The sequence below is a fragment of the Enterococcus sp. 9E7_DIV0242 genome (assembly GCF_002140975.2).
Lineage (GTDB): Bacteria > Bacillota > Bacilli > Lactobacillales > Enterococcaceae > Enterococcus_L > Enterococcus_L clewellii.
The window spans coordinates 3,068,865-3,091,833 of record NZ_CP147247.1 but is presented as its reverse complement, the minus strand read 5'-3'; the positions used below and the strand labels follow the sequence as shown (position 1 = coordinate 3,091,833).

Annotated in this window: 37 protein-coding genes; 2 read left to right on the top strand and 35 right to left on the bottom strand. The window is 42.9% G+C overall.

Annotated elements, in window-relative coordinates; translation table 11 throughout:
• Positions 1-14: 14 nt before the first annotated feature.
• From A5888_RS14745 to A5888_RS14575, 35 genes are all read right to left on the bottom strand, one after another.
• On the bottom strand, positions 15-380 hold the full coding sequence (locus A5888_RS14745; RefSeq protein WP_086348784.1) for a hypothetical protein: 366 nt from the start codon (positions 378-380) through the stop codon (positions 15-17).
• Positions 355-708 carry a hypothetical protein gene (locus A5888_RS14740; protein WP_170924748.1) on the bottom strand — a complete coding sequence of 118 codons (354 nt, stop codon included), beginning with the start codon at positions 706-708 and terminating at the stop codon, positions 355-357. The genes A5888_RS14745 and A5888_RS14740 overlap by 26 nt, the downstream gene beginning before the upstream one ends.
• Complete coding sequence (locus A5888_RS14735; protein ID WP_086348782.1) at positions 698-1,162, bottom strand: phage head-tail connector protein; 465 nt, start codon at positions 1,160-1,162, stop codon at positions 698-700. The genes A5888_RS14740 and A5888_RS14735 overlap by 11 nt, the downstream gene beginning before the upstream one ends.
• Entirely contained in the window at positions 1,140-1,358 is a 219-nt protein-coding gene (locus tag A5888_RS14730; protein ID WP_086348781.1) for a hypothetical protein, read from the bottom strand. The genes A5888_RS14735 and A5888_RS14730 overlap by 23 nt, the downstream gene beginning before the upstream one ends.
• Positions 1,339-1,728 carry a hypothetical protein gene (locus tag A5888_RS14725; RefSeq protein ID WP_086348780.1) on the bottom strand — a complete coding sequence of 130 codons (390 nt, stop codon included), beginning with the start codon at positions 1,726-1,728 and terminating at the stop codon, positions 1,339-1,341. Before A5888_RS14725 ends, A5888_RS14730 begins: the two co-directional genes overlap by 20 nt.
• On the bottom strand, positions 1,725-3,101 hold the full coding sequence (locus A5888_RS14720) for a hypothetical protein (protein WP_086348779.1): 1,377 nt from the start codon (positions 3,099-3,101) through the stop codon (positions 1,725-1,727). Before A5888_RS14720 ends, A5888_RS14725 begins: the two co-directional genes overlap by 4 nt.
• A gap of 68 nt (positions 3,102-3,169) precedes the next feature.
• Positions 3,170-3,868, bottom strand: a complete 699-nt coding sequence (locus A5888_RS14715; RefSeq protein WP_086348778.1) for a hypothetical protein — start codon at positions 3,866-3,868, stop codon at positions 3,170-3,172.
• 64 nt (positions 3,869-3,932) lie between these two features.
• Positions 3,933-4,916, bottom strand: coding sequence for a hypothetical protein (locus tag A5888_RS14710; protein ID WP_086348777.1), 984 nt, complete (start codon positions 4,914-4,916; stop codon positions 3,933-3,935).
• Positions 4,917-5,336: 420 nt separating this feature from the next.
• Positions 5,337-5,876: a DUF4355 domain-containing protein gene (locus A5888_RS14705; protein ID WP_086348776.1), complete on the bottom strand. Its 540-nt coding sequence runs from the start codon at positions 5,874-5,876 to the stop codon at positions 5,337-5,339.
• A complete protein-coding gene (locus A5888_RS14700; RefSeq protein WP_086348775.1) occupies positions 5,873-6,523 on the bottom strand; it encodes a hypothetical protein in 651 nt (216 codons plus the stop codon). The genes A5888_RS14705 and A5888_RS14700 overlap by 4 nt, the downstream gene beginning before the upstream one ends.
• A gap of 2 nt (positions 6,524-6,525) precedes the next feature.
• Positions 6,526-7,830 (bottom strand): phage portal protein, encoded by a 1,305-nt coding sequence (locus A5888_RS14695; protein WP_086348774.1) that lies wholly within the window; start codon positions 7,828-7,830, stop codon positions 6,526-6,528.
• A complete protein-coding gene (locus A5888_RS14690; protein WP_086348773.1) occupies positions 7,830-9,041 on the bottom strand; it encodes a PBSX family phage terminase large subunit in 1,212 nt (403 codons plus the stop codon). Before A5888_RS14690 ends, A5888_RS14695 begins: the two co-directional genes overlap by 1 nt.
• 19 nt (positions 9,042-9,060) lie before the next feature.
• The gene (locus A5888_RS14685) at positions 9,061-9,498 is read right to left on the bottom strand and encodes a terminase small subunit (protein ID WP_086348772.1); all 438 of its coding nucleotides are present in this window, start codon (positions 9,496-9,498) and stop codon (positions 9,061-9,063) included.
• Positions 9,499-9,693: 195 nt separating this feature from the next.
• Complete coding sequence (locus A5888_RS14680; RefSeq protein WP_086348771.1) at positions 9,694-10,017, bottom strand: hypothetical protein; 324 nt, start codon at positions 10,015-10,017, stop codon at positions 9,694-9,696.
• Positions 9,989-10,240, bottom strand: coding sequence for a hypothetical protein (locus A5888_RS14675; protein ID WP_086348770.1), 252 nt, complete (start codon positions 10,238-10,240; stop codon positions 9,989-9,991). Before A5888_RS14675 ends, A5888_RS14680 begins: the two co-directional genes overlap by 29 nt.
• The gene (locus tag A5888_RS14670; RefSeq protein WP_086348769.1) at positions 10,237-10,635 is read right to left on the bottom strand and encodes a RusA family crossover junction endodeoxyribonuclease; all 399 of its coding nucleotides are present in this window, start codon (positions 10,633-10,635) and stop codon (positions 10,237-10,239) included. The genes A5888_RS14675 and A5888_RS14670 overlap by 4 nt, the downstream gene beginning before the upstream one ends.
• Positions 10,636-10,779: 144 nt before the next feature.
• On the bottom strand, positions 10,780-10,971 hold the full coding sequence (locus A5888_RS14665; protein ID WP_086348768.1) for a hypothetical protein: 192 nt from the start codon (positions 10,969-10,971) through the stop codon (positions 10,780-10,782).
• Between the two features lie 3 nt (positions 10,972-10,974).
• Positions 10,975-11,292 carry a hypothetical protein gene (locus A5888_RS14660; protein ID WP_086348767.1) on the bottom strand — a complete coding sequence of 106 codons (318 nt, stop codon included), beginning with the start codon at positions 11,290-11,292 and terminating at the stop codon, positions 10,975-10,977.
• Positions 11,289-11,582: a hypothetical protein gene (locus A5888_RS14655; protein ID WP_086348766.1), complete on the bottom strand. Its 294-nt coding sequence runs from the start codon at positions 11,580-11,582 to the stop codon at positions 11,289-11,291. Before A5888_RS14655 ends, A5888_RS14660 begins: the two co-directional genes overlap by 4 nt.
• Positions 11,582-11,872 (bottom strand): hypothetical protein, encoded by a 291-nt coding sequence (locus A5888_RS14650; RefSeq protein WP_086348765.1) that lies wholly within the window; start codon positions 11,870-11,872, stop codon positions 11,582-11,584. Before A5888_RS14650 ends, A5888_RS14655 begins: the two co-directional genes overlap by 1 nt.
• Entirely contained in the window at positions 11,860-12,075 is a 216-nt protein-coding gene (locus A5888_RS14645; RefSeq protein WP_086348764.1) for a hypothetical protein, read from the bottom strand. The genes A5888_RS14650 and A5888_RS14645 overlap by 13 nt, the downstream gene beginning before the upstream one ends.
• Before the next feature lie 243 nt (positions 12,076-12,318).
• A complete protein-coding gene (locus tag A5888_RS14640; RefSeq protein ID WP_086348763.1) occupies positions 12,319-14,553 on the bottom strand; it encodes an AAA family ATPase in 2,235 nt (744 codons plus the stop codon).
• 6 nt (positions 14,554-14,559) lie between these two features.
• The gene (locus A5888_RS14635) at positions 14,560-14,820 is read right to left on the bottom strand and encodes a hypothetical protein (RefSeq protein ID WP_086348762.1); all 261 of its coding nucleotides are present in this window, start codon (positions 14,818-14,820) and stop codon (positions 14,560-14,562) included.
• Between the two features lie 8 nt (positions 14,821-14,828).
• Entirely contained in the window at positions 14,829-16,406 is a 1,578-nt protein-coding gene (locus A5888_RS14630) for a DEAD/DEAH box helicase (protein WP_086348761.1), read from the bottom strand.
• A gap of 12 nt (positions 16,407-16,418) precedes the next feature.
• Positions 16,419-16,601 (bottom strand): hypothetical protein, encoded by a 183-nt coding sequence (locus A5888_RS14625; protein WP_086348760.1) that lies wholly within the window; start codon positions 16,599-16,601, stop codon positions 16,419-16,421.
• Positions 16,602-16,656: 55 nt separating this feature from the next.
• Positions 16,657-17,235 (bottom strand): hypothetical protein, encoded by a 579-nt coding sequence (locus tag A5888_RS14620; RefSeq protein WP_086348759.1) that lies wholly within the window; start codon positions 17,233-17,235, stop codon positions 16,657-16,659.
• A 12-nt stretch (positions 17,236-17,247) separates the two neighbouring features.
• On the bottom strand, positions 17,248-18,282 hold the full coding sequence (locus A5888_RS14615; RefSeq protein ID WP_086348758.1) for an ATP-binding protein: 1,035 nt from the start codon (positions 18,280-18,282) through the stop codon (positions 17,248-17,250).
• The gene (locus A5888_RS14610; RefSeq protein WP_086348757.1) at positions 18,282-19,619 is read right to left on the bottom strand and encodes an AAA family ATPase; all 1,338 of its coding nucleotides are present in this window, start codon (positions 19,617-19,619) and stop codon (positions 18,282-18,284) included. Before A5888_RS14610 ends, A5888_RS14615 begins: the two co-directional genes overlap by 1 nt.
• Positions 19,620-19,629: 10 nt before the next feature.
• Complete coding sequence (locus A5888_RS14605; protein WP_139843841.1) at positions 19,630-19,824, bottom strand: hypothetical protein; 195 nt, start codon at positions 19,822-19,824, stop codon at positions 19,630-19,632.
• A 112-nt stretch (positions 19,825-19,936) separates the two neighbouring features.
• Positions 19,937-20,155 carry a hypothetical protein gene (locus tag A5888_RS14600; protein ID WP_086348755.1) on the bottom strand — a complete coding sequence of 73 codons (219 nt, stop codon included), beginning with the start codon at positions 20,153-20,155 and terminating at the stop codon, positions 19,937-19,939.
• Complete coding sequence (locus tag A5888_RS14595) at positions 20,152-20,934, bottom strand: helix-turn-helix domain containing protein (RefSeq protein WP_086348754.1); 783 nt, start codon at positions 20,932-20,934, stop codon at positions 20,152-20,154. Before A5888_RS14595 ends, A5888_RS14600 begins: the two co-directional genes overlap by 4 nt.
• Position 20,935: 1 nt before the next feature.
• Positions 20,936-21,127 (bottom strand): hypothetical protein, encoded by a 192-nt coding sequence (locus tag A5888_RS14590; protein ID WP_086348753.1) that lies wholly within the window; start codon positions 21,125-21,127, stop codon positions 20,936-20,938.
• Between the two features lie 4 nt (positions 21,128-21,131).
• Positions 21,132-21,371, bottom strand: coding sequence for a hypothetical protein (locus tag A5888_RS14585; RefSeq protein ID WP_086348752.1), 240 nt, complete (start codon positions 21,369-21,371; stop codon positions 21,132-21,134).
• Positions 21,368-21,655: a hypothetical protein gene (locus A5888_RS14580; protein WP_086348751.1), complete on the bottom strand. Its 288-nt coding sequence runs from the start codon at positions 21,653-21,655 to the stop codon at positions 21,368-21,370. The genes A5888_RS14585 and A5888_RS14580 overlap by 4 nt, the downstream gene beginning before the upstream one ends.
• A 13-nt stretch (positions 21,656-21,668) precedes the next feature.
• Positions 21,669-21,911, bottom strand: coding sequence for a helix-turn-helix domain-containing protein (locus A5888_RS14575; protein ID WP_086348750.1), 243 nt, complete (start codon positions 21,909-21,911; stop codon positions 21,669-21,671).
• A 169-nt stretch (positions 21,912-22,080) separates the two neighbouring features.
• On the opposite strand from A5888_RS14575, the gene A5888_RS14570 reads away from it, so the two are divergent.
• Positions 22,081-22,707 carry a LexA family protein gene (locus A5888_RS14570; RefSeq protein ID WP_086348749.1) on the top strand — a complete coding sequence of 209 codons (627 nt, stop codon included), beginning with the start codon at positions 22,081-22,083 and terminating at the stop codon, positions 22,705-22,707.
• Between the two features lie 27 nt (positions 22,708-22,734).
• On the top strand, positions 22,735-22,935 hold the full coding sequence (locus tag A5888_RS14565) for a hypothetical protein (protein ID WP_086348748.1): 201 nt from the start codon (positions 22,735-22,737) through the stop codon (positions 22,933-22,935).
• Positions 22,936-22,969 lie beyond the last annotated feature (34 nt).

Genomic DNA, 22,969 nt, shown 5'->3' with positions numbered 1-22,969 from the left:
GTCATTCTCCTCTATTATTTGATATTTAACAGGCAATGAATGGTGCCGTCCTGTTCTCTGATAATTCGATAATTTAAATCAGATCTGATTGACTGCTGAACAGCCCCATCAATCGCCCACACAGCCTGCAGCATGTCGCCTTGCTTGTCCCAAGGGAAAAACACATGAACCACAGCTGAATAGTCGTAAATGTCACCTTGTCGGCTACTACGCACAGCCACCTGGGTTCGATCAAAATTTATTTGGTCTATCCAGGCATAGGGCAACTCACCTTCGTAAGTTTCAGGAGAATCAGCAACAGATAATCCGCTGCTCTCAACAGCTGCACGAATTGCATTGTAGAAAAATAACGGGTTATGTTCCCAATTCCGTTGAGCCATGTTTTACCTCCATGAACTGGCACGAATGCCATTTTCTGCCCCGGCCACGCTCCACTTTTTTATAAGATCCTTTGATCGGTTTGAAAATAGTATCGCCCCACTTCATCATCTTAAAAGGGATCGGCCGCTGCGACTTCACACTGATAAATTCCCGGTATTCAAATTCTGTTCCGGATCCGTCCAGCCCTCCGGTTGATCTCCAGCGGATATCAACATGAAGATAAGGAACATCATATTTTTTAGGTCCATGATTGCCTGTGGCCGGATCATAGGAAGATTTCTCTGATTCATAAAAAATTGTTTGATTATAAACCACATTAACCACCACCAAGAATGTTCGTATAATACCAGGTGCCATTGGCCAACAAAGGGACACGATAGCCAAGATCCATTCTTGTGTTTGTGTCATCCCGTGTGCTGGCCATAATCAGCTTCCAATGCTTAACCTTATTTTTGATTGTGTCTTTTATTTTGTCTTCCCATTTAGAAAGCGGGTCCGCTTCCCAGGTGATACTTTCACCGTCTTGTGTCCGGGAACTCATTCCCTCTTCACTTAAACGGTTGAAACGATACACAGCGCTCTCAATCAGTGCGATACGGCTTAAAGCTTCAAATTTCACTGTGTCTACTTCTTCACCAGCAACTAATGAATACAGGTACCCACTGGCCAGCTTGTATGCTTGTTCCAGTTGATCATCGGCACCCTCTTCATCAGCAACCCCGGTCAATGTCAAAAGTTCAGCACGAACGTCTGCATAATTAATCGCTTGGATCTCGTCCATGTTCGCCACCTACCTTTACACCAGTCCAAACAGCAAACATTGAATTGACGAAGATAGCAACGATCCCGCCAACCTTCTGGACTTCTTCAGCGTATGGCCAGTTGAATACACCGGCTAAACTAATGTATAAAATCACACCTGCTGATAATGTCCCAGTTACTAACGACAATAGACGTTCATTTGATACGTTTTTCATCAAGGCTTATCACTCCTTTGCTCAAGTCTTCTTCAAATTTTCGGACCCTCACAGTTGTATGTGAGTTCCAACCATGGCCCTTGTATTCGTCATAGGCTTTGAATAATTCACTCAAATCGTTGTCACTAATCTTCTTATCTCGATAAGCTTTTTCAATCAGACGAAAAATTGTGGCCTGTAGGTTACTTCTTTTAATTTCTTTCAGATCATCGGTGACATTTTCAACTCTTGAATCTATCCCCTCAAGCCGGTTATCAAATTCACCAAGCCGATCAAGGATTTTCTTATTGCCGGATTGTATAGCAGTAACAAAGGCCACTAAAACTGTGCCGGCAACTGTAATGGTGGTTATAATGATCTGCTCGGTCATGAAACAATCACATCACTAATTCTTTGGACTGTGAAAGCTACTGTTTTAACCCCATTAGATCCAAATGAAGGACATGTGACTAATACTTTGAAAACACTTCCCACGGAAGTTGCAACGGTAAAATTGATTGTCCCTAACTCATTGGAAGATCCATAACCAAGTCCGATATTGTCAATGTCAAATCTGTTTGTTTCACTGCCACTTGCGATCGTTGAATAATCTGAATTTGTTTGTTGGGTAGCTGCACCGTCATATTCCACATATCCGGCAAAACCAATGCCCATGTCATTTTCAGTGTCATTTCTAGCAAATAAGTGAATGGTTGGGTATCCATTTGAGTTACTACCGTTTGCCCGTGTAATAAATGAAATTTCCCCCATAGAAATAACATGAGCGTTGGTATCATCAAAGTTGTAAGTCTGAACTTGGGTTTTTGCCTCGATCTTATCCAAGCGATCACTGTATGAAGATAGAGTACTGTTAATGGTATCAATTCCAGTTTGAAGGGTTTCATCTCCATCTACCCTGGCAGTTTCCTCAGCATCCAACTTATCCTGGAATGTATCGATCTGCGTTTGCAAATCCGCATCCCCTTGAGTTCTGGCCGTCTCTTCTGCAATCAGTTTGGTTTGAAGTTCAGTATCAGCTGCCTTGCGTTCTGTCGTCTCCTGGGCTAACTCTGAGCGAATGGCTCCATCTTCTGCAATCCTTTCAGCTGCTTCATCATTGATATTTGCTTGAAGCTGCACATCAGCCTGTGAGCGTGCTGTGGCTTCTGCCGCTAGGTCTGCAGCCAGTTGGTCATCTGCAGCCTTTCTGGTTGTTGCCTCGGCATCATCAGCGCTTTTTCTTGTCGCTGCTTCAGCATCGATATTTTCCTGTAGTGTGGTATCAGCTGCTTTTCTAGCCGCTTTCTCTGTGGCTATTTCATCATCGATATATTCCTGCAAAGCAGTGTCAGCATCTTGTCTGGCTTTGGTTTCAATAGCCAAATCAGCTGCCAGGGCTATATCTGCCGCTTTCCGGTCTGTGGCTTCACTCTCCAGTTCTGCAAAGGTTGCAAACTTTGGTGAGACTGCCAACACATTGCCGGAAACGTCTTTGAAGGTTATAACACCTTCAGTGATCTCAACCGTTTCAACATACTTTGGCAAGTTGACCGTTTGGGTAGATCCGTTTGCATAAACGATCGTCAAAATGTCGTTCTCAGCGTTGGTGGTGATCGAATCAATGCCCTCGTCAATCCATTTTGTGGATTCAACCAAAGCTCTAATGTTGGCAGAAAAGATTGTTTCCTGTGGATTGATCGGCCCGCTGTCAGCAGTGCCCCAGCCATTTAAAATTTGAGAACGTGTTTTACTTGGTGTAGCCATGATCTATTCTCCTTTCAAAATTCAAGGGGCGAGCAGATTGCCACCCCTTAAATGTCTTTATTAAATTTCTATGGTCCAGGTGTTGGTGGCGTTGTCGTCAGATCATGTGCATATTGCGAATCATCATCGCTTGGCTCTGCCTCTACACCAACATGCTGATCACGAACAGTATTCGTTGGGTTGTCTGTATCTGTGTACTTTTTAAGAGAAGCATTTGGATACGTTTCTGCATCGGAAATGATCCATTCAATAGGCTCAACCCATGACTTATCGTGCATCGCTTCAAGGCTAAGGCCCCACTCATGTGTGCGGTTATCGTCTCCAGCGTTGTTGCTGTAGTTATCACTGTTTACTCGGCCAACCCAGTATTTATCAGGCATCCAGCCTTCTGGCACCGGTGTGCCGTTGTTGTCAAGAATGGTCAGGCCGTCAGCTGTAACGGTTGGCGTAACTTCCCAAATCTCAACAAGCTCATTGTTTCTAAATGCCCACTCAAGCAATTCATGGGCCTCGACTGAAACGGTTTCGGACGTTGTAAAGGTCAAATCTTTCGTGTCGTCTCCGTTTTGCGTTGTCACACTGCGAACCCCTCTGGTTGTTCGTGTTGTTGAGCTGCTTGTTCCTTTTTCATAGCTATAACCAAAGTCGCTAACCATTTCCAAACGATAGGCTGGCATTGCATTTCTCATGGAATAGATCCGGAAGAAAAACGCAGAATCATTTGGTGAGATTCCTGTGATATCTAAAGCCGTTGTTTTTAATACCATGTCTTTTTAGTCCTTTCAATTAAAATTCCCATTGTCGTAACTCGTTTCATCAAAACGAGCGCCACTAGGGTGCGGGTGTGAAGTCAGACAAGTTTGTATAAGCCAGTTCGCCGCTTTCATCGATAAACTTATAATCAAGGTAAGCGATCGCACGTGCCCCGATCTTGTCATTCGTCCAGTAAGAAACGCCAGTGGAAGAAGCCGGGCTGTTGTATGCACCTGTGCCGGTGTTCCCTGTGAATCCTTCATGTGGATCGTAAGCTGAGTTTGAAATTTCCAGGCTAACATCGCCAACTTTGCCGACAAACAAGCGGCTGCGGTCAAACACGATCCATGGTTGTGTATCACCCGTTTGTGTGAACCCTGTCAGTCTAGCCAATTCACGCATACCTGGCATTTTTACAAATAGGGCATCACTGGTTGCATGGGTCCATACTTCACCAGGAATAAGCGCTGTGAACTCATTCAGTTCAAACATTGATAAGCTTTGCAGCATAACAGTTGGCTGGCCTCCTGCATCGGAAATGATATCCACTGCATCCAAAATTGCTTTCAATTGGCTGCCAAAACCAGCTGCCGCATTCTTTTTGGCTTTCGCAAATACTGAGTTCGGTTCACGGATTGTGCCCTGTAAGTTATAAACTGGGTCCTCATCGATTCCGAAAATTGCTTGATAGTCAAATTTCTTGTTGATTGCAGAACGGTAGTGTGCTGCACTTGATAGAACCAAACCGCTAGAAAGCTTATAGCTCAAGCCGTCTGTGTATTCACGTGTAGCATATCCGTGCAGATCAAGAACCCCGTTGATTTCGTCATATTTAGTCAATGGGATATATTGGTTGCTCAATACAGAATAAGCTTCAATATCTCCACGACCTTTCAACGGAATCAACCCATTGTTATTGCTGCCGTTGCCGCTCTCCGGTGTCAAAATTCGTCCCAGTGTCATTGCACGGGAATTATAGTTAGTCTGGCCATCTAGTTCAAAACCATAGCTGCCGTCTTCTTTTTGTGTCAGTTCGTTGTTACCTAAAATTTGATAAGGCATTAAAATTTACCCTCTTTCTTTTTTATTTAAGCCGATTATTTAAACAAAAAAACAGCATGGGCAAACAACGTATCTAAATACGCCATTCATCCATGCTGCTACAGTATTCTACCCGCATAAGCACATTAACATATATAACATTGGTAGTTTGCTTCACATTATCAGCCTTTACCAAATATAATTCGTGCGGTCCCTTTCAGTATTCTACCCGTCCGGTCCCTAGAGAAACACACATCGCAAGCTTTCGCCGTTGGTAATGTACCGCTCACTATTCCTTATATTTAAAACTGACACGCATTATCACAGTATTCTACCCGCTCAAATGCTAGTTCTGCACCCATCGCAACTATATAGCCGTTGGAAATATTCGACTTTTCAATAAGTACAATAGCATAAAAGTAGAGTGAAAAAGGCTCACTCTTACACAAACCCTTGGGATTCTAAAATACTACGAGGATCCACATAGTTTGGTTTGGCCGGATTGCCTCCGCCTTGATTGATAGGCAGCTTCGATTTTGGTGCATTCTCTTTGGCCAGGCGATCAATTTCAGCCTGCTTTGCCTCAGAAATCATTTTCGCTTGAGCTTCAATCTGCAACTTGATCGTTTCTTTATCAAAGGCTGCATAAGGCTCTGCAAATTGCTGATCAGCTGGAAGCCCATTTGTGGCCAACAATGATTGAGCAAAATTCACACGTGTTTCACGCTCCAGGCTGGCAATATATTCCTGTGTCTTCGCTGTTTCCTCTGCCTGGCGTTGTTTGGCCAATTCTTGCTCAGTCATGCTTGATTCCTGAATACTCTTAATTTTTGCATCAAGGTCGGCTGTCGCTGAGGCCACTCGTTTTGCCACTGCAGCATCCAATTCCGCTTGGCTGTATTTCTTTTCTTTCAGCGCTGCTTCCATCTGTTCCTTTTGTGCTCTTAACTCTTCCAGTTCTTTCTTTTCTTCTTCAGTCATGTTGTAGCCTCCCGTTGTTTTTTAAGTAGAAAATTTTTTATTCTTTTGTCGCTCATGGTTGGAGGAATCAGTTCCGCCGTACACATGCAATTATAATGAACAGGATAGCGAGCTTTGAACTCTTCGACTGTCATTATCTGTCTGTTGTATTCCTGGCAAGGTCCATCGGCTTGGCTTCTTGCCCGCCAAATGACCAGGCCACCTCGTTCACTCTCACCATACTCACCGGCTGTTGCTGCATCCAGTACGTTGTAATTCGCTTCAGCAAATACCTGCATCCGATGGAACAGTTTTACACTGCTGGAAAACCGCTTTGCCACCTTATAGGCTTCACTTGTATCGTTTTTGAATAGCCCGTTCACTAAAGCCCTTTTCAATTGGATCTCAAACTTTTCACGGGTTTCATACGGGTACCATTTATTACCAGGCACTACCCATTCAACAATAGCCCCGGCTAACTCTTCCGGATCCGCTGAACTGGCTCCGACCATCTTCTGGATTGATTCCCGAATAGTCTTATCATCTTTCTTGTCATTCCCGTAAAAGTTCAATAGGGCCAACAACGCCACAAGCCTGGTATCTAACTGATCATTGAAAGCCAAAGCAATAGCCAACAATGCCAGCTGTTTTTTTGTTGAATCATCCACGGCTATTCACTCCCTATGAAGCTGTTGACCAATGCCACCGGGTCGCTGTCTGAAATCTTAGCGTTTTGAAGTCTGGCCAGTTCTTCAGCAACTTGGGTATCTGACCACTCAGGGAATGCCTGCCGGATTTTTGTTTCATCGCTCAAATAGCTTATATCGTTCAAAGCCTCCATATTTTCATTTGGGCTTTGAGGTGTCTCAATCTCATATGAAAGTTCCTGATCGTTCAGAATTTCTTTAAATACATCGATCACATCATCTGCCAGGCTTTTTGCCAGCTGGATAGTTTCATACAAGTAAATTCTTATTGTATCGGTTGAAACGTTCCCAGCCACCTGCTCAAAGTCCGGCATATTCAGCGTTGAATAAATTTCTTTCCGGATCCGGTTTGACCAGCTTTCACGAGCTTCAGTGTTTAGGGGCGGGGCAATGAACTGAGCTGAGGGCGTTGAGCCAAATGTGCCATCACCTGAAATTTGGTGCTCAAAGGCCAACACGTTTATAGCTTCTTCACCAATGGCCTGCAGCTGCTCCGGTGTGATCCCTTGTGAGCTGTCTATGCCGGTAATCGTCAGAATGCTTTCAGCGAACGCCTTCAAGCTTGAACCGTTATCATTCAAGCTGTCTGTATAAGCATTGATCAGGTTGATTGCATCGGCGTACACTGGTTTCATTTCGTCAATCTTCACCAGCTTGTACCACTCAATAGAAAATGATTCCTCTTGGGACGTATACCCCTTCTTGTCATCATAAACATAGCGGCGGCCATCGGTCAGCACATCCCCGTTATCATCGATCAAACCTATTAAATTATCGCTTGTATCAAAAATAGGTTCATAATCAGTTACCTCGTTCACATCAGAAACCGAATAAACCAAACAATATCCCTTCATCAAAGTATTTTTCATGATCTTATAAGTCAGGCTGGTTGTGTTCGTCCACTTGATACTTGAAGCAAAGAACTTCACGGCTTTCTTATCGAATGGAACATACACACCATACTTGTTTATTCCAAAGCTGTGATTGATAGCCAGCCGCCCTGTATTCTCTTTCAAATAACTTTCAATGCTATCTGTAATAATAAACCGGTGGGGCTTGTATGCACCATCAGCACTAAACTTTTTACTTTGCTGAATAGTCTCCCGGATCTTACGCTGCATTTCCTGCTTGCTATCCATAAATGGAAAGCGCCGGCCTTCTCCTGCAGTAGCGGCTGCGATCTCTCCGGTCTTTGTTGTCTGGCCAATCGGTGTGCCATTCTCAGGTGCTTCGCCCATGTTTTCATCTGTAAAATTTACGTCTGCCATTAAAGCTTCCCTCTACTTTCCTGGTTGTACCAACCACGGACACCGTAACGCATGGCATCCAATAAATGGTGACTTCCAATGTATTCAGATTTCTTTTTAATATCATCATAATCCTTGACATAGCCGCTTATTTCCCCGATAAGGTCCCGGCTCATTTCATCAATGTAAATATTAAACAGCTTCACTGTTTTTATTCCATCATCAATTTTCCCTTTGTGTTTGGCCGTTTTCATCGGGTTTACTTGATACTTACGATTTTTCAAATAAGTATTGGCCACACCTAGGTTGGTATCTGCATATATTTTTGTATCATGATCCAAATACGCTGGGACCTGCTCAAGCTGCAATGTATTAGAATAGGCCACTTGCCGCACATATAAATTCATGTTGACTGGATCAATCCAGATATCAACGATTGCGGTTGGATCACCTGAACCATTATCGTTCCCCCAGTCAAGGCCCGTGACTTTAACAAGGCCTTTAGGTGTGCCGGTGAACGTCTTCCATTTCGGATAAACAACACCATCGGTCATGCCCCATTCGCCATTGGCCACAACAGCGCCACGCTGCGGATCAACTTCCAATACACGCTCATAGCGCTCTCTGTCATCATCCGTCAGCCATTCGTTCACCCTGAAGGTTGTCGTTGTTGAAAAGGTGTCCGGCCGTTTCGTTTTCTCGTCAAAAAATTCTTTCTTCAGCCAGTGGTTCTCACTCCACGGGTTGAAGGTCAACGTTACCTGCTTGAAAAAGTCATCTGGAGCCTCGACACCACCCCGGATAGATTCCACAACTGTATCGAATTTCTCTTGGCTCTCGATCTGATAAGCTTCCTCAAACCATGCCCAACACAGAAAACCAATGTCAACTGAGATTGATGTGATTTTCAATTCATCATCCAGACCCCTGAAAAGAATCTTCTGGCCAGTTGCCTTCACCGTGATCTCTGGCAGCGATTCATTGAACTTGAATAGATGGGAAACCTTGAGCCTTTTGCATGCCCACTTCAGATCGGAATAGGTGGATTGCTTATTTGTATTTGAAAACCGCCGGACGACAAGCAAATTCGCCCATGGATATTTTAAAATGTCGTGAATGTAACACAGTGCTGTGTTCTTGGACTTCTTGGACCCACGGGATCCCTTGACTACTCGGAAAAAGTTCCGGCAATGATAAAACCGGTTGTACCCTTTACCCAAGGCCCACGCCATTTTTATTCGTATTTCCGGTCTAGTCTTCTTCTGGTACGTCTTCAACAAACGTCACCCCGACTTCTCCGCTGATCTCTTTTTTATCAGTGAACAACGCATGACGTTTGCCCAGTAGTTCGGCGGCCTTTATCCTGTCTTTGGCACCCACCCCTATATCAATTTTTGCCTGGGCACCTTCTCCTATTCCCACCAGGGTTTCTTCTGTCTCCTCACCCCGCATTACTGCAGTCAAATACTCCAATACCTCCTGGGCATCTGCAGTGCGTTCATTGTGCATTTGCTCAAGCTGTTCATCTATATACGTTTGAACCTTAGCATTTCTTAGCAATCTGTTTGCATTTGCCGCTGCAACAGAATCCTTTTTCACCTTGGTATAGGCTACTTTATAAGCTCTCGTGCCGTTTAAATCCTTCAAATATTCATCTGCAAAAATCTGTTGTTTCTCCGTCAATGCCATTGTCTCACCTCTATTCTTGTAACTATGTAAAAAATGCACCACCACAAAATGGTAGTGCAAAGGGAAAAAAGGAAGTATTAAATATGAATCAGTTGTACAGAAGTACCAAAACAAAAAAGGAGTATATGGCTTCAGCAAAACGCATCTACCATATACCCTTTATATCATGAAAGTTGAGTGAAAAAGGCTCAACATTTATTCCCAGTAAATACTTAACTCCTGGGCTACCTTTTTGAAAAAGGCTTTTCGCTTTCGTTTGATAGAGGACCATGAATAATGTGCCTCATTCAAAGATTTATTCATACTGTACCGCTTGAAGTAATAGCATTCAATAAATCGCTTTAGGTTTTCATCTGGTTCGTTATCCATGCAGCCTTTGATGGCTTGCTGCGTTTCGGCCAATTTTATAGCCACATCTGAATTATTATTTCCAAGCTTACGCAAGTGATCCTCAAAGTACGGATATTCAAACATGAGATCCCGGACCTTCTCAAACCCGTTTTTGTGCATTCGTTTCATCGGCTCCCCCCTTCGCCTTCCTATATTGTTGATCCAGGTACCCGATCAGCATGCTCATTTGCTGCTTTACTAGCTCATGATTGCCGTACTTGTTGCATAGCTCTCCAGCAGACTTCACAACATGATCCCAGTATTCATCGGTGAAAATCGAATGGCGTTGTACTACCTCATTGATCTGGTCCATCCAAATAGTCACGTCTTGAAAAAACGCTTTGTAATTCATCCGATCGCCTCAATCCGAATATAAATACCTGGCAGATCAGCATAAAACTTTTCTGTGATCTCACTGGCCACAAGTGCATCGTCCACCCAAAAATCAAGGTCAGTCATGCAGTCCTTTAGAAGCTTCTGCAAATTATCGGTATCTGGCTTAGTGGTTTTATACTCTCCATGTACGTGCTTACCCTTTACCGGAAAACACCACTTTGTCACAAGTTGAACAGCTCCAGTAAACTTTTTATCTGGCACATGCTGGCCAAGGTGAGCTGTCAATTTTGCACGTGCAGCCTGCAGATCAGCTGGCTCATAGAATACCGGCTTCCCTTTGACCACACGAACCTGTTTTTGCTGGTGTGTAGTGGTTGGTACTTTGGCCATAGGCATGAAAAACTCAATCATTTTTTATCACCTCTATCTTGATCAAACCAAAACATATAATTTAAAACTACCAAGGAGACTAAACCAGAAAAGGCCGCAGCTCTTAATGGCTCCCCATTCCATAAGTTATAAAGACACGAACCTAACCCACAGGATAGAATGATACTAATTATTTTTTTCATCTTGTTTCACCTTCTTCTGCAGTGATTCGATATAATCCCATAATTCTTTAGATTCCTTTTTCGGAAAGTCTGAACCGCCTACATAATACCAAAGTGTAGGTGTTGGCCCTGGCAGCTTATCCATCAATCTTTTTGCCTGTTGCTTTTTACCTTCTAACTTATCAGCCCATGTCATGACCTATTCCCCTTTCGTACATTTACAGTCAGGGCAGCATTTCCGTTGATCTTTCCAACCATCAGCACAAACAGCCATTTCACAACCGCAGTCTTTACAAAACTTCTTTGATCCCCATTCTGCAAAAGCAGCAAGCAACTCATATTGCTCAAACTCAGTTAACTCTGCATAAGCATTATCCACTCTTATGGCCTCTTGATCGTTGAACCTTCTCATTTGCCATAGATCGCCAAGAATAAAAATTGCTTTAATTGGAACATCACCGTCAACATCCACACACGCCTTTAACCAGGTAAACACTATTTGTTGGTTTTCGTTCATGATTTAATTTCCTCCCAACCTTCCTGCACCATTTTTGGCTTGTATTCATGATCAGACCAACCATGACCGCCACACAAGTTGCATTCTGTTCTCTTATATTCAATCGTATCGGGCACCCATCCGGAATCAGGGAGCCCCGATGGATAAGGCACTATTACTTTTTTCTGATAAAAGCCAGTCCCTTTACACTGAGGACACTCAAATTCTCTTCCAAAACTTTCAAAAACAGATTGAAGAGTTTTATGTGCCCCGTATTCGTCAATCAGTTTCATTGCTTCATATGCTTTCATTACGCTATCCCCTTCCTGTGAAAATTATCTTTGATTACTTGATGAAAAACTTTCCCTACCCGGTTTATCATGTCTTCGTCTTGATCGTCATAGCCGGCCTCAAAGAAAATTGCATGGGTTAGCTCATGAAAAAGCACATCGTCTTTTCTCTGGTCGCTGAGTTCATCCAAAACATGGATCTCAGTATTGTCGTGATCACAGAACCCAAGAAAATTTTTATCCCGTTCAATTTCTACCACTGGGACCTCTTTAATTTGATAGGTGACACCTGCCACTTTTATTTCGTCCATTTAGCCCATTCCTCCTTAGGTATCTCTCTAAGTTCAACCTGAACCACTTCATCATAAATTGAGGCATTCCGATAGGCTGCCTCTTCACTAAGGAACAGGCAGCTTTTATTCAGCTCAGTATTGTAGTTCTGTGCTGGAAAGTGCTTATATTTTCCATCCTTCTTTATAGCGAAGTGAGTTCTACGCCATTGGATTTCATTCATAATATCCCTCTTTCATGTTATTTTATTCTGGTCTATGCCATTTCTTTTTTTCTCTGTCGCCTCCAAATTTTGTCACGCTGCATTCTATTGTCTACTCTATCCCTTGAAAAGGGAGAGTAGACAAGAATAGCGGACAGCGGTGTGACAGGGTTTCTAAAAGTTGTCGGAGCTTGTCGGAGCTATTTAGCCTTTAACGCAAGTTGTCTTGTGTCGGAGCTTGTCAGGGCTAAATAGATACGACAATCATTTTTCATTTTCTTTAGAAACAAAACCGTCTTCTGCTTTAAACTTTTCGTGTTTTTTTACACGTGTGTAAACAGTAGTTCGTGCTATTTCCAAATAGTCTGCAAGCTGTTCAACGTCTACCGGGCTGCCATCTTCACTCAGAATATTAAAGGCCTCTTCCAGTTCACGCTTTGATTTATCTGCCCGGCTCTCATTTGATTTCTGAGTACCTTTTTTCCATTTCTCTTTCGGGTTATCCTCCAGGGTGATATCCTGCAGTGAATCATCCAGTACGTGCACCGGGAACTTAAACCAGGCGTTTACCGTCTTGAATCTTGGGAACTCCCGCAGCGTGCCATCCAATCGCCAAGCACTGCACTGCCTTGCTGCCTCAACAGCTTTCTGGCGTTCCTGTTCAATGATGGCCAACGTTGGTTGTGCCTGGATTGCTGCCATTAAATGGTGCCCCATTTGCTTTTTACTGGAATAATCATCAAGGCCTATTGAATCATATGAGGGGTTATAGGTTTGAATTGCCTTTGCGTAGGTGTCACAGATCGCTTGATTCTCCTGGACCATGTACCTATCTTCAGTAACAGGCAGCTCGATCAGATCAAGAATAGCATCCGGATCTCTGGCAAACACGCCGGACCCAGAAGACCGGTCAATTGAGTTCTTACCACCTTGGGAACCTTTACTGTGGTGGTGGCAATAGATCACTGCACAACCTAATTCTGTGGCAATCTTATCGAACTGATTCGTAAAGTTGGCCATTTCATGGGCACTGTTTTCGTCTCCAGTTAATACCTTATAAATTGGATCGATCACCACAGCAATGTACCCAGCTTTCTGTGCACGTCTGATCAACTTAGGTGCCAGCTTATCCATCGGGCTTGTTTTACCCCGTAAATTCCAGATATCTATATTTGATACATTAGCATGGCCATTGCCTAATCGTTTGTAAATTTCAACTATCCGATTTTTGGCAGAATTTGAATCAAGCTCAAGGTTGACATAAAGCACTTTTCCTTGTGTGCATGGAAACCCTAGCCACTCTTTCCCCTCTGCAATCGCAATAACCAACTGCATCAATAGAAACGACTTGCCGGCTTTTGACGGTCCAGCAATCAGCATTTTATGACCTTGGCGCAGAACGCCCTTGATCAATTCTGGTGCCAGCACAATTTCACTATCAAAGAGATCGGCCAAGCTTTCCGGATCTGGCAGATTATCGTTCATGTCCTCGATATACTCCTGCCATTCTTCCCATGATCCTTTACCGATATTTTTTGCAATAATGAACTGCTTTTGATCTCCCCGGACGAACCCAGGCAACCTTGTGAGCCTTGAAGGGTTCTTGTTCTGCTTATCCACTCTAAGGCCGTTTTTTTCAACGATCTTATATAAATAATCCACCCGCTCCTGGTATTGCGGATAATTGACTGCATCAACCTTGACGATCGCATGAAGGCTTTTCCCTCCTGAATAAGTCAATGCCACAATTGGCAGCTCCAGTTCTCTGAGGATTTCATTTTGCTGTTCAATTTTCATGCTGTCTGATTCCACAAGGGCATAACGATAGTCCACTACATTAGTGTTTTTGGTTCCTTCACCGTCCATAGGATTGAAACGGATCCAAGCACCACAAGCCAGGTTGGGATCACCGAAGACTGCACCAACATCGCCATTATTTTTTCTCAATGCTTCAATGATCTCTCCAGCTGTCCGGGTATAAATGCCGTTTCTTGGCAACCATTTCTCTGTACCATCGGCCTTTTTATCTAAATAGCCATCTGATACATAGCTGATAATGTCACCAGGAGAGAAAACAGTTTCCAGGTAATCGATTATTTCCTTTGAAGGATCCCAATGCTTTGGCTCCTTGATCTCTTTTCCCATGACCCAATCAGTTTTCACAAGCTTATAGCCTTTATCCACATCAGTTGCTATAAAACTATCGTTCCAATCAAGAAAAGAATCATCATCAGAATAAGAACTTTCCCAGCCATTTTCTTTGGCCAGCTGCGTGATTGTGGCACCTGTGACTGGCAAGCCCGTACCTTTAAATGTTTCCCATTTCTTTAGACATTCGCCGGGACGATAACGGCCATCGCTTTGGCTCCATTCGTCCCAGTCTTCTGCCGTGTACCCTTCTTCCTTTAAGGCCATCCCTACATTGACCCATTCCTGATAATCCAGATTTGCTGGATCAATGTAGTTTAGTAATTCAGTTAAATCTAGCGTTCTTTGCATCCTGGCTTATTCTCCTTTGTATTCAATTTCCTTTACATGCTCATTTTTATACCCTTCAATAAAACCAAGGTACGTTGTTTTTACAATGTGAGCATATCCACCAGAAAGCCATTTATACTTTTTCACAATATTTCTTGCGTATTCTTCTGCTTCTGATAGTTTTTTAAATGTCTCCCCACCACTGAACCTGCCACAATATCTAAGATTGTTATGATACAAGGGCATGTTATCAGTGTATAATTTGACCTCATACATTATTTTCGCCATTTTCTCACCTAATCTTTATATGTTTTAGGATCAATACCTGCCGGAACTCTCCAACCATTCCCAGCAATCCGATCGATCAAATTTTTTGCTCCATCAAAGTTCCAAGTACCCACATGCTTGAAGCCTCGACCTTCTAAGAAACGTATTTGCTTAGGTGTGGCCAAACCTTCAGCCTTTCGCTTGTTCAAACGATCAAGCAACAGTGAAGCTTTACCGGCGTTGTCTATTTCATCGGGCATAATGCCGAATTTTTCAAGTGCCTGCACCTGCTTATCCGATGGTGGCGACATTTCCCAACCGAAGCTCGGAACATAGCTGGATAAGTCCTCCGCTTGAATACTCATTTCAAATTGCAGCGGATCCACAAGCTTGCGTTTTCGTTTCTTCATTTCAGCCAGCTGCTTGGCCAATGCTTCCTCACGCTGGGCAATAACATCCTCTGAAGCCTTCACCTCTGCCTCTTCCAAATCAAGGGGCATTCCAGCTTCTTCAATGTTCTCAGTCATCTTTTTAGCCACTTCTTCGGTTTCAGCGATTAAATGGGCCGGGCGGCATAGCTCATGGCGCTCTGTATGCCATAGAAAATCAATAAGCAACAGGTTTTCCTTTCCAGGAAATAGGCGGGTGCCTCGGCCAACCATTTGGCTGTATAGGCTCCGCACTTTAGTGGGCCGCAACACAATGACACAATCAACGCTCGGACAATCCCAGCCCTCAGTGAGCAGCATAGAGTTACACAAAACGTTGTATTTATCCTTGTCAAAATCTTCTAAGATTTCCGCACGATCAGCACTATTTCCATTTACCTCTGCAGCTTTGAATCCTTTTCTATTTAAAATATCCGTGAATTTTTGGCTTGTCTTCACTAAAGGAAGAAACACCACTGTTTTGCGATCTTTGCAGTATTCCAGCATTTCATCTGCGATACTTTCCAGGTACGGATCCAGGGCCGTGCCTAAGTCTTTGGTTTTGAAGTCTCCGGCCTGCTGGCCAACCCCTGACAGGTCCAGTTTAAGCGGCACAGTTACCGCTTTGATCGGTGACAAATAGCCTTCTTTAATTGCCTGAACTAATGAATACTCATAAGCCAATGATTCAAAGTAACTGCCTAAATTTCGCATGTCTCCTCTGTCTGGCGTGGCAGTTACGCCCAGCACGTTAGCAGATTCAAAATGCTTCAATACACGCTGGTAGCCATCCGATATGCAATGGTGGGCTTCATCAACTACAATGAAATCAAAATAATCCGGCGGGAACATACTCAGGCGCTTTTCTCGCTGCATCGTTTGAACAGATCCGACTACTACACGAAAAAAACTGCCTATACTGGTTTGTTCTGCCTTTTCGGTGGCAGTCTTTAATCCTGTGGCCTTTTCCAGCTTGTCTGAAGCTTGGTCAAGTAATTCACCACGATGGGCTAACACCAGGCCCCTTTCACCTAAGCGCACACGGTCCTCAATGATCTTGCTGAAAACAATCGTTTTTCCACAGCCTGTGGGTAACACTAACAACGTTCTTTTCTTTCCCTCTTTCCATTCATTTTGAACGGCTGTTTTTGATTCGTCTTGGTATGGTCTAAGTTTCAACTGTTTGCCTCCTTAATCCTCCATCTTTTCTGCCATTGTTTGCAGCTTTATGATCAATTCACGGGCTTGGTCTTTGGTCAAATAGGTATGCTCAACATATGCCCCCGAATCCTCTTCATACATTTCTATTTTTATGTGGTTAGAATGAGTTTCTTCAACGCTAATCACATCACCATATTCACATTTGATAGTCATTTAATCCCTACTTTCTTCATTCAAGAAAAGGCGGTAAAACCGCCCTTTCATAGATTTAAAACGCTCCAGGAGTGAAGCCATTATTTTGCTGTGGTGGTTGTTGCATTGTTTGTTGAGTAGGTTGATTGAAGTTCTGCTGTGCTGGTTGTTGGTTAAAATTCTGTTGTGGTGGCTGGTTGAAAATTTGTTGCTGTGGTGCCACTGCTGCTGTTGATTTAATGAACTCTTTTACACGATTATTTTTTCTTTCTTCCCCTTGGCTTGTATACGTGTTAACCTCAAGCTTCACTCGGCCGATACTTCCTAAAACAGTGTTCCAATTCGGGTTGAATGGCTGGCCAATCATAGGATTTTGACCAATAGAAGCGAAAAACTCTGTCAGTTTCCACTGGAATTTTTTCATCATGTATAGACGTTCCTTAACTACCGTTTTCCCTTCTGGTGCAGTTATTTCCATAGAGATTTCTGCATACGGGGCACCGTTCGGGATCTTGTCACTGTTCCCGTCATAATTTTTTCTTTCCCAGTTAGTCACGGTAAATTGATACTCTCCAGCTGGTAAAAGAGTGAAACTATTTTCTTCGGCCACAAAGCCGCTATTCCAGTCTAAAAATTCATTTTCGTTATTATTCATTAAAAGTTCCTCCTAAAATTTTCTAATTTGTGTATTTAATAAATCCAGCGCCTTGCCCCAGTTACTTGCTAAGTAGCCCCAAAGATCGGCCGGGATATTATCCAGTGGTGTATCGGCTGGCATGAAGCCACCTTGATAAATAACTTGCATGATCTCTTCAACAGTCACCTGATTGGTGGCCATGAGATCAGCAACAGATTGGGGAATGCTTTCAGGAACAGCCTGCTGCTCTCTTTCTGGTGAAAGATCCGGCGCATTTTCTACTGGCATGGCCTGTGCAGCTGCAGCAATATCAAACTGTGAATCTGGTGCTGCTGTAGGCTGTTGAATGGTCATTTGAGCAAACGCCTGAGCGATCTGTGTATAGTCAAATGGTAATTCCTCAGCTAACCCCCAGCGGTTTTTAGCATCCCAGGCTGGCCGGTGGGTTGTATACATCATCCGTTGGCCACCAGTTGCCTTTTTGCTGTCCGTCTTGCTATCTGTGATAATCGTTGTCTTATAGTTGGCAAACAATACCGCATCGGCCCATTCTTTGACGATGGGCGCTGTTTTCTTCTCCAACTTCAATTCGTAACGATCATAGGCACCCATTTCGTCAGGCTCTTCTTTTTTCCGCAGCATTGCATGGGCAGTGATCACAACATTTATTCCACTGTCTACAACGTCACTGAGTAAGTTCAGCAAGCCCCCCATTTCTTTTGCCAGGGCAACGAATTTCTTGCCATAACCCTCCGCATCAATAGCGGTCCATCCAGCATTTGAATCGATCAAATGCCGCTTACATATTTCTTCGGCCCAATCGATTGTGTCAATAACTAAAGTCTGACACGGCTTATTGGCTTTGACGTATGAAACTTGTTGCATAAGCATGGTCCAGCTCGTTGGCTTGTCAAAACGTTTCACATCCATATGCAGTGTTGAATCCTCCGTATCAATAAACAACGGATCCGGAAACTGACTTGCGAACGTTGATTTCCCGATACCTTCCACGCCGTATAACACGACCTTTTGTGCTTTGGCCACTTTACCGCTTGTAATATTCATTAAAATGCTGCTCCTTTCCATGTTTGTGTTGGCTGCACTGTTTCTGCAGCATCGTTGGTTGCCCCTTCAGTCAAACCAGCTGGAATGGTTTCAGCATCTTTCACATAACCATCCTCAATCACAATGCTGCATTCATCGCCAGTGCTGACCCGTGTTGCGATTGCCTGCAGTCCTTCCTGTTCCAACCATTGTCCGAACTCTTTGAGTGTCAGCATATCCATTTGCTCCAGCTTATCCAAAAGAATGAACCCGCATTGAGGCTTCAACTTCCGTACAATAGCCGTTGAGACTTTCAGCTGATCTGATCCGCTCATATTGTCCCATTGCTGGCCGTTATAGATCAGCTCACCTTCATTGACTGATAGGCCAGGCAGCGGCAAATCAGCCTTATTCAGCAAGTCCGTTTTCTCCTGTCGCAAACCACTAATTTGAGCAGTCAAAATGCCATACTGTTCACGATATGCTGCAGCATCTTCCTCGGCTTTATCCTTATCAAAGTTTGCTCTAACCTTCCGATTGATTTCATCAATCTCAGCGATATTTCTTTCAAGCTCTGCTGTTGATTCATCCTGGAGATCCGCCGCAGTTTTTTGTGCTGCTTCCAAATCAAGCAAAGTTAAATTGTGATCATTTTCAAGAATGAACAACTGCTGTTTGAGGCTTTCGATCTGCTGTTTTTCAGCCTCAACCTTCTGGATAATCTGAGCCAGTTGTTGCCGTTTCTGCTGATTTTCACCGTTACGGGCTAAAATCTGCTGTTGCTGCTGAATCAATTCAGATACAGAAACAAGCTCTTTGGGTGCATCAGGGAAGTAGTCCTGTTCTTTAGCAAACTTATCTTTCTGGTCAGCGATCTGGCCAATAGCATGCCGCTGGTTGTATAGCTGACTTTCCTCGTATTCAATTTTTGCCAGCTGCTCACCTACTCCGATGATCTGCAGCAGCGTTTGAGCTTTCTCTTTCCCGGTTGATTCCATGAACTTGGGCAGATCAATGGCAAGCTCTTCCACAAAGCTATTTAGAAGCTGCTGACCACCTTTGTTGCCCTCTGGATCAATAACCTTCAAATCGCTGTTCTTGCCTTTACGCTCTACAATGAGGCCATTGCTCATTACGATATGCAAATGTGGTGGAACTGCTGAACCCTCTCTGCTTGCCTGAGTTGGCCGATATTTGTTGCCACCTAACGCCCAAGCAATTGCATCCAGAACGCTGGTTTTACCTTGGTTGTTGTTTCCGCCTACAATTGTCAGACCTGCTGCAGACGGCTCTATTTTTACCGCCTTCACACGTTTCACGTTTTCGATCTCAAGTTTGTTGATTTTAATTGAAGTCATGTTTTCCCTCCTAATATGTTTGTTTACATTCAACTAATTCTGCCTGGTCATCGTTTACTGCTTGGATAACCTTGTTTTCTGATCGTTCACCATTAAATGCTTGAAATCCATCCCAGCCAATACGGGCACGATCAAGAATAAATTTCACACGCTCCATATCATCCTTAAATTCCTTATCTTTCCAAACATCTACACGGCCATTCACAGAAAGCTTTCCACCATCGTTGTACAAAATTTTTATCCGGTATCTGTTTATTCTTTTTCCCAGGGTTTTTCACTCCTTCAAAATATGCTATAATGTCTTTACTATTATTTATTTACTGGCTTGTATCGTTTGCTGACGGTACAGGCTCTTTTTTTTCGTTTCTATACTTGTCCATAACTTCATCGTAAGAATCTGCAACAAAAATGACTTCTCCAGTTGAAAGTGAAATCACCACAGAAGATCGTTTTTCCTTTGGCAACTCGCAAATATCCACAATCCTTTCGAACTGAACAGATCTACGCAAGCCGCTTGCTGTGACTAACTCAATCATTCAATTGCCTCCTTTTTTGCAGCTAACAACTCGCCTTCCATTGAGAAATAATTGATCGTTTTTTCATTACCGGCGACAACTACTGTCATGATCATTTGCACCACTTTTGACTGTGTTTCTACTTTCACATTCGTTTCGGCAACCTTCTCTGTCACTGGTTTATCCTCCATTCTCTTTCCAAATCTTGCACAATTAAATTGATCCATAGCCTGCTTAGATTTCACACTGGTTTTGGTTCTATCAGCCTGAACAGTGATTAATCCATCTTTTCTAAGCTTTGAAATTTTTTGCTGAATTTGGGTATGTCGCTTTTTGGTTAGCTGGGCCAACTCTGCATAATTTGAGACAAAACCATTTTCATCAAACTTAATATTTTCAATGATCAATTGAACTTGCTTATCGGACCATGTGCTTTTTGAGTAATGCTTTAGTTTCCCATTTTGCCTAAGTCGCCACAATCTGCCAGAAACCGAACTTTTATTTCTTCCCAAGGCCTCGCCTATTTCTTCATAGCCAGCGCCCAGTTTAATCATTGAAATTAGTCGTTTGTCCTCTTTAGGTGTAAAAGGCCTATTCTCCGCATCAAAAGCTTTTGACCTATCAATTGATGGCAAATCCCCATCCTTTTGCATTTTATAAATCTTTGATTCTACCGATTTGATTGAACGAGCAAGCTTCTCGGCCATCTGATCAGCATTCAATACGTGATTGGTTTCAGCCAATAAAGCACTTTTTTTGATATACTGAATTTCCTTTGTGGTCCACGTCTTTGCAGCCATATCAGCACCCCACTCTCACAAGCTCGTCATAAATCTTGTTGTATTCATGCCATTCAGCAGTAAGAGAATCAAGTTGCTTCAAGTTCTGATCCCCCAACGGCTTGGCACTTTCATGTTGGATAATCTGACCCAAGTTATGGGCCTTTTCCCTGATTGCTTCCCTAACTAAATGATTCTGTGCAGCTGTCAACATTTGACTACCTCCTTCCTATAAAGTCAGCAAAATTGATAATCCTGATCGCTATAGAATCCTTAAACCTTCGCCACTTGGTTTTCACCTTAGCCTCTGGAATATTGATACATTCACCAATGACCCAACCAGCACAAAGCGGGTATACAGTCAAAATGAAGGCCTCCCAGGTTCTAAAGAAAAATGCTGATACAAATACCATTGCTAAAATAGATAAAGCTAGTGTGATCCTTGTTGTGTACTTCATGAAACTTTCTCCTTTCTCGCTTTCAGTCTATTGTCAGATCGCCATTGCAGATATTGTTCAAATTGCCCATAATGAATCAGGCAAACCTTATGAGACGGGTTCAAAATCGTATGCTTTACTGGATAATTGTCCCGGCAATCTGCAATGTAATCATTCAATGTTCCTGCCTTCAATCCATCAATTTTTTTCAGTACAACTTCTTTGGTCATGTACTCTGTTTTTTCCCTGTCCGGATCCCTGCGAATGATTTCAAGGATCCGGTCACAGTTCGATTTGGTCGGCATGCTCACCCCTCCTTTATGCTGGTTGTTTTCGTTCTCTATCGGGAACGTTATCGGTAAAAAAAATACCTAGATTGTCGCTTTCGTACCCCAAAATACTTGCCATCTTTACCAATTCATTTGCACCGATAGAAACAATACCATTTTCCCGCTTGGCGTATGGTGTTCTGGTATTCCATCCCATTTTTTCAGCCATTTCATCTTGTGTTAATCCTTTTGCTATACGTTCAGCTTTTAGCCTCTTTAAATCCAATGTCATTCGTTCCACCTCCGTTCTCTTTCGGGTACAACAACAATTTAACACCTTCGTTCTCAACTGTCAACGAAAAACTCCTAAAAAGATTCAAAAAACTTTTATTCCGGTATCTATTGCACTCTTTTGGGAACGGTGGTATCATTTAGATATTACTTATTAGAGAGGTGAAAGAATGAGATCAAACGATGAAATAATGGACATCTTAGACCAACTAAAAGATGAAAAGGGGCTATCTATTAGTGAAATTGCCCGACGGGTAGATATGGCAAAATCTGCTGTGTCTAGATATTTTAATAGAACGAGGGAATTTCCTTTGAATAGGGTTGATGACTTCGCTAAAGCTTTCAACGTTAAGCCTGAGTACCTCTTGGGGATTGATTTCGATAAGCCTTCTAATCTTGTTTTCTTAGATAAAATTGTACAGATTCCCGTTTTAGGTGAGATTGCTGCCGGAAAACCAATAACTGCAGAGCAGAATATTGAGCAATACATTCCAATGGTAGGCTCCAGCCTTCCTTCTGGTGAGATCGTCGCCCTGAACATCTGTGGCGATAGCATGAGTCCAGGAATACCTAATGGCTCTCAAGTATTAATAAGATTACAGCCAGAAGTTGAAGATGGTGAAATTGCAGCCGTTCAGGTCAATGGAGACACTGAAGCTACTTTGAAAAGAATAAAAAGGCAAAATGGAATTATGTTACTAATTGCAGATAATCCAGATTACCAGCCTATTGTTGTTACCAAAGATATACCTGCAAGAATTATCGGAAAAGCAGTTCAAGTCATTTATAGTTTATAAAAATGTGGCATGAAAGGTGAGTAAATAATGAAATTTGGTTTAAGAAAGCCTAGTATTAAAAAATCATTTAAAGCAAGAACAACTGGCAAGGCCAAACGGAAAGTAAAAAAAGCCATCATTCCCATGTATGGAAAAAAGGGGACTGGGCTTGTAAAAAATCCAAAGAGGGCTATAAAGAATAAAATTTACAAAAAAACATCATTCAGCATTTGGGATATATTTAAATAAAAAAAGCACATTCCCCTCCGACCAAGAACGAGAA

Coding starts and splice junctions, on each gene's coding strand:
- A5888_RS14615 (WP_086348758.1), bottom strand. CDS start 18,282: ATGAATATTACAAGCGGTAAAGTGGCCAAAGCACAAAAGGTCGTGTTA.
- A5888_RS14735 (WP_086348782.1), bottom strand. CDS start 1,162: ATGGACGAGATCCAAGCGATTAATTATGCAGACGTTCGTGCTGAACTT.
- A5888_RS14590 (WP_086348753.1), bottom strand. CDS start 21,127: ATGTTGACAGCTGCACAGAATCATTTAGTTAGGGAAGCAATCAGGGAA.
- A5888_RS14575 (WP_086348750.1), bottom strand. CDS start 21,911: ATGACATTGGATTTAAAGAGGCTAAAAGCTGAACGTATAGCAAAAGGA.
- A5888_RS14680 (WP_086348771.1), bottom strand. CDS start 10,017: ATGAAACGAATGCACAAAAACGGGTTTGAGAAGGTCCGGGATCTCATG.
- A5888_RS14620 (WP_086348759.1), bottom strand. CDS start 17,235: ATGAATAATAACGAAAATGAATTTTTAGACTGGAATAGCGGCTTTGTG.
- A5888_RS14685 (WP_086348772.1), bottom strand. CDS start 9,498: ATGGCATTGACGGAGAAACAACAGATTTTTGCAGATGAATATTTGAAG.
- A5888_RS14645 (WP_086348764.1), bottom strand. CDS start 12,075: ATGAATGAAATCCAATGGCGTAGAACTCACTTCGCTATAAAGAAGGAT.
- A5888_RS14635 (WP_086348762.1), bottom strand. CDS start 14,820: ATGGCGAAAATAATGTATGAGGTCAAATTATACACTGATAACATGCCC.
- A5888_RS14570 (WP_086348749.1), top strand. CDS start 22,081: ATGAGATCAAACGATGAAATAATGGACATCTTAGACCAACTAAAAGAT.
- A5888_RS14675 (WP_086348770.1), bottom strand. CDS start 10,240: ATGAATTACAAAGCGTTTTTTCAAGACGTGACTATTTGGATGGACCAG.
- A5888_RS14595 (WP_086348754.1), bottom strand. CDS start 20,934: ATGGCTGCAAAGACGTGGACCACAAAGGAAATTCAGTATATCAAAAAA.
- A5888_RS14625 (WP_086348760.1), bottom strand. CDS start 16,601: ATGACTATCAAATGTGAATATGGTGATGTGATTAGCGTTGAAGAAACT.
- A5888_RS14670 (WP_086348769.1), bottom strand. CDS start 10,635: ATGATTGAGTTTTTCATGCCTATGGCCAAAGTACCAACCACTACACAC.
- A5888_RS14600 (WP_086348755.1), bottom strand. CDS start 20,155: ATGATTGAGTTAGTCACAGCAAGCGGCTTGCGTAGATCTGTTCAGTTC.
- A5888_RS14715 (WP_086348778.1), bottom strand. CDS start 3,868: ATGGTATTAAAAACAACGGCTTTAGATATCACAGGAATCTCACCAAAT.
- A5888_RS14695 (WP_086348774.1), bottom strand. CDS start 7,830: ATGGCAGACGTAAATTTTACAGATGAAAACATGGGCGAAGCACCTGAG.
- A5888_RS14725 (WP_086348780.1), bottom strand. CDS start 1,728: ATGACCGAGCAGATCATTATAACCACCATTACAGTTGCCGGCACAGTT.
- A5888_RS14585 (WP_086348752.1), bottom strand. CDS start 21,371: ATGAAGTACACAACAAGGATCACACTAGCTTTATCTATTTTAGCAATG.
- A5888_RS14640 (WP_086348763.1), bottom strand. CDS start 14,553: ATGCAAAGAACGCTAGATTTAACTGAATTACTAAACTACATTGATCCA.
- A5888_RS14730 (WP_086348781.1), bottom strand. CDS start 1,358: ATGAAAAACGTATCAAATGAACGTCTATTGTCGTTAGTAACTGGGACA.
- A5888_RS14660 (WP_086348767.1), bottom strand. CDS start 11,292: ATGAACGAAAACCAACAAATAGTGTTTACCTGGTTAAAGGCGTGTGTG.
- A5888_RS14655 (WP_086348766.1), bottom strand. CDS start 11,582: ATGAAAGCATATGAAGCAATGAAACTGATTGACGAATACGGGGCACAT.
- A5888_RS14565 (WP_086348748.1), top strand. CDS start 22,735: ATGAAATTTGGTTTAAGAAAGCCTAGTATTAAAAAATCATTTAAAGCA.
- A5888_RS14665 (WP_086348768.1), bottom strand. CDS start 10,971: ATGACATGGGCTGATAAGTTAGAAGGTAAAAAGCAACAGGCAAAAAGA.
- A5888_RS14720 (WP_086348779.1), bottom strand. CDS start 3,101: ATGGCTACACCAAGTAAAACACGTTCTCAAATTTTAAATGGCTGGGGC.
- A5888_RS14690 (WP_086348773.1), bottom strand. CDS start 9,041: ATGGCGTGGGCCTTGGGTAAAGGGTACAACCGGTTTTATCATTGCCGG.
- A5888_RS14610 (WP_086348757.1), bottom strand. CDS start 19,619: ATGACTTCAATTAAAATCAACAAACTTGAGATCGAAAACGTGAAACGT.
- A5888_RS14580 (WP_086348751.1), bottom strand. CDS start 21,655: ATGCCGACCAAATCGAACTGTGACCGGATCCTTGAAATCATTCGCAGG.
- A5888_RS14745 (WP_086348784.1), bottom strand. CDS start 380: ATGGCTCAACGGAATTGGGAACATAACCCGTTATTTTTCTACAATGCA.
- A5888_RS14710 (WP_086348777.1), bottom strand. CDS start 4,916: ATGCCTTATCAAATTTTAGGTAACAACGAACTGACACAAAAAGAAGAC.
- A5888_RS14650 (WP_086348765.1), bottom strand. CDS start 11,872: ATGGACGAAATAAAAGTGGCAGGTGTCACCTATCAAATTAAAGAGGTC.
- A5888_RS14705 (WP_086348776.1), bottom strand. CDS start 5,876: ATGACTGAAGAAGAAAAGAAAGAACTGGAAGAGTTAAGAGCACAAAAG.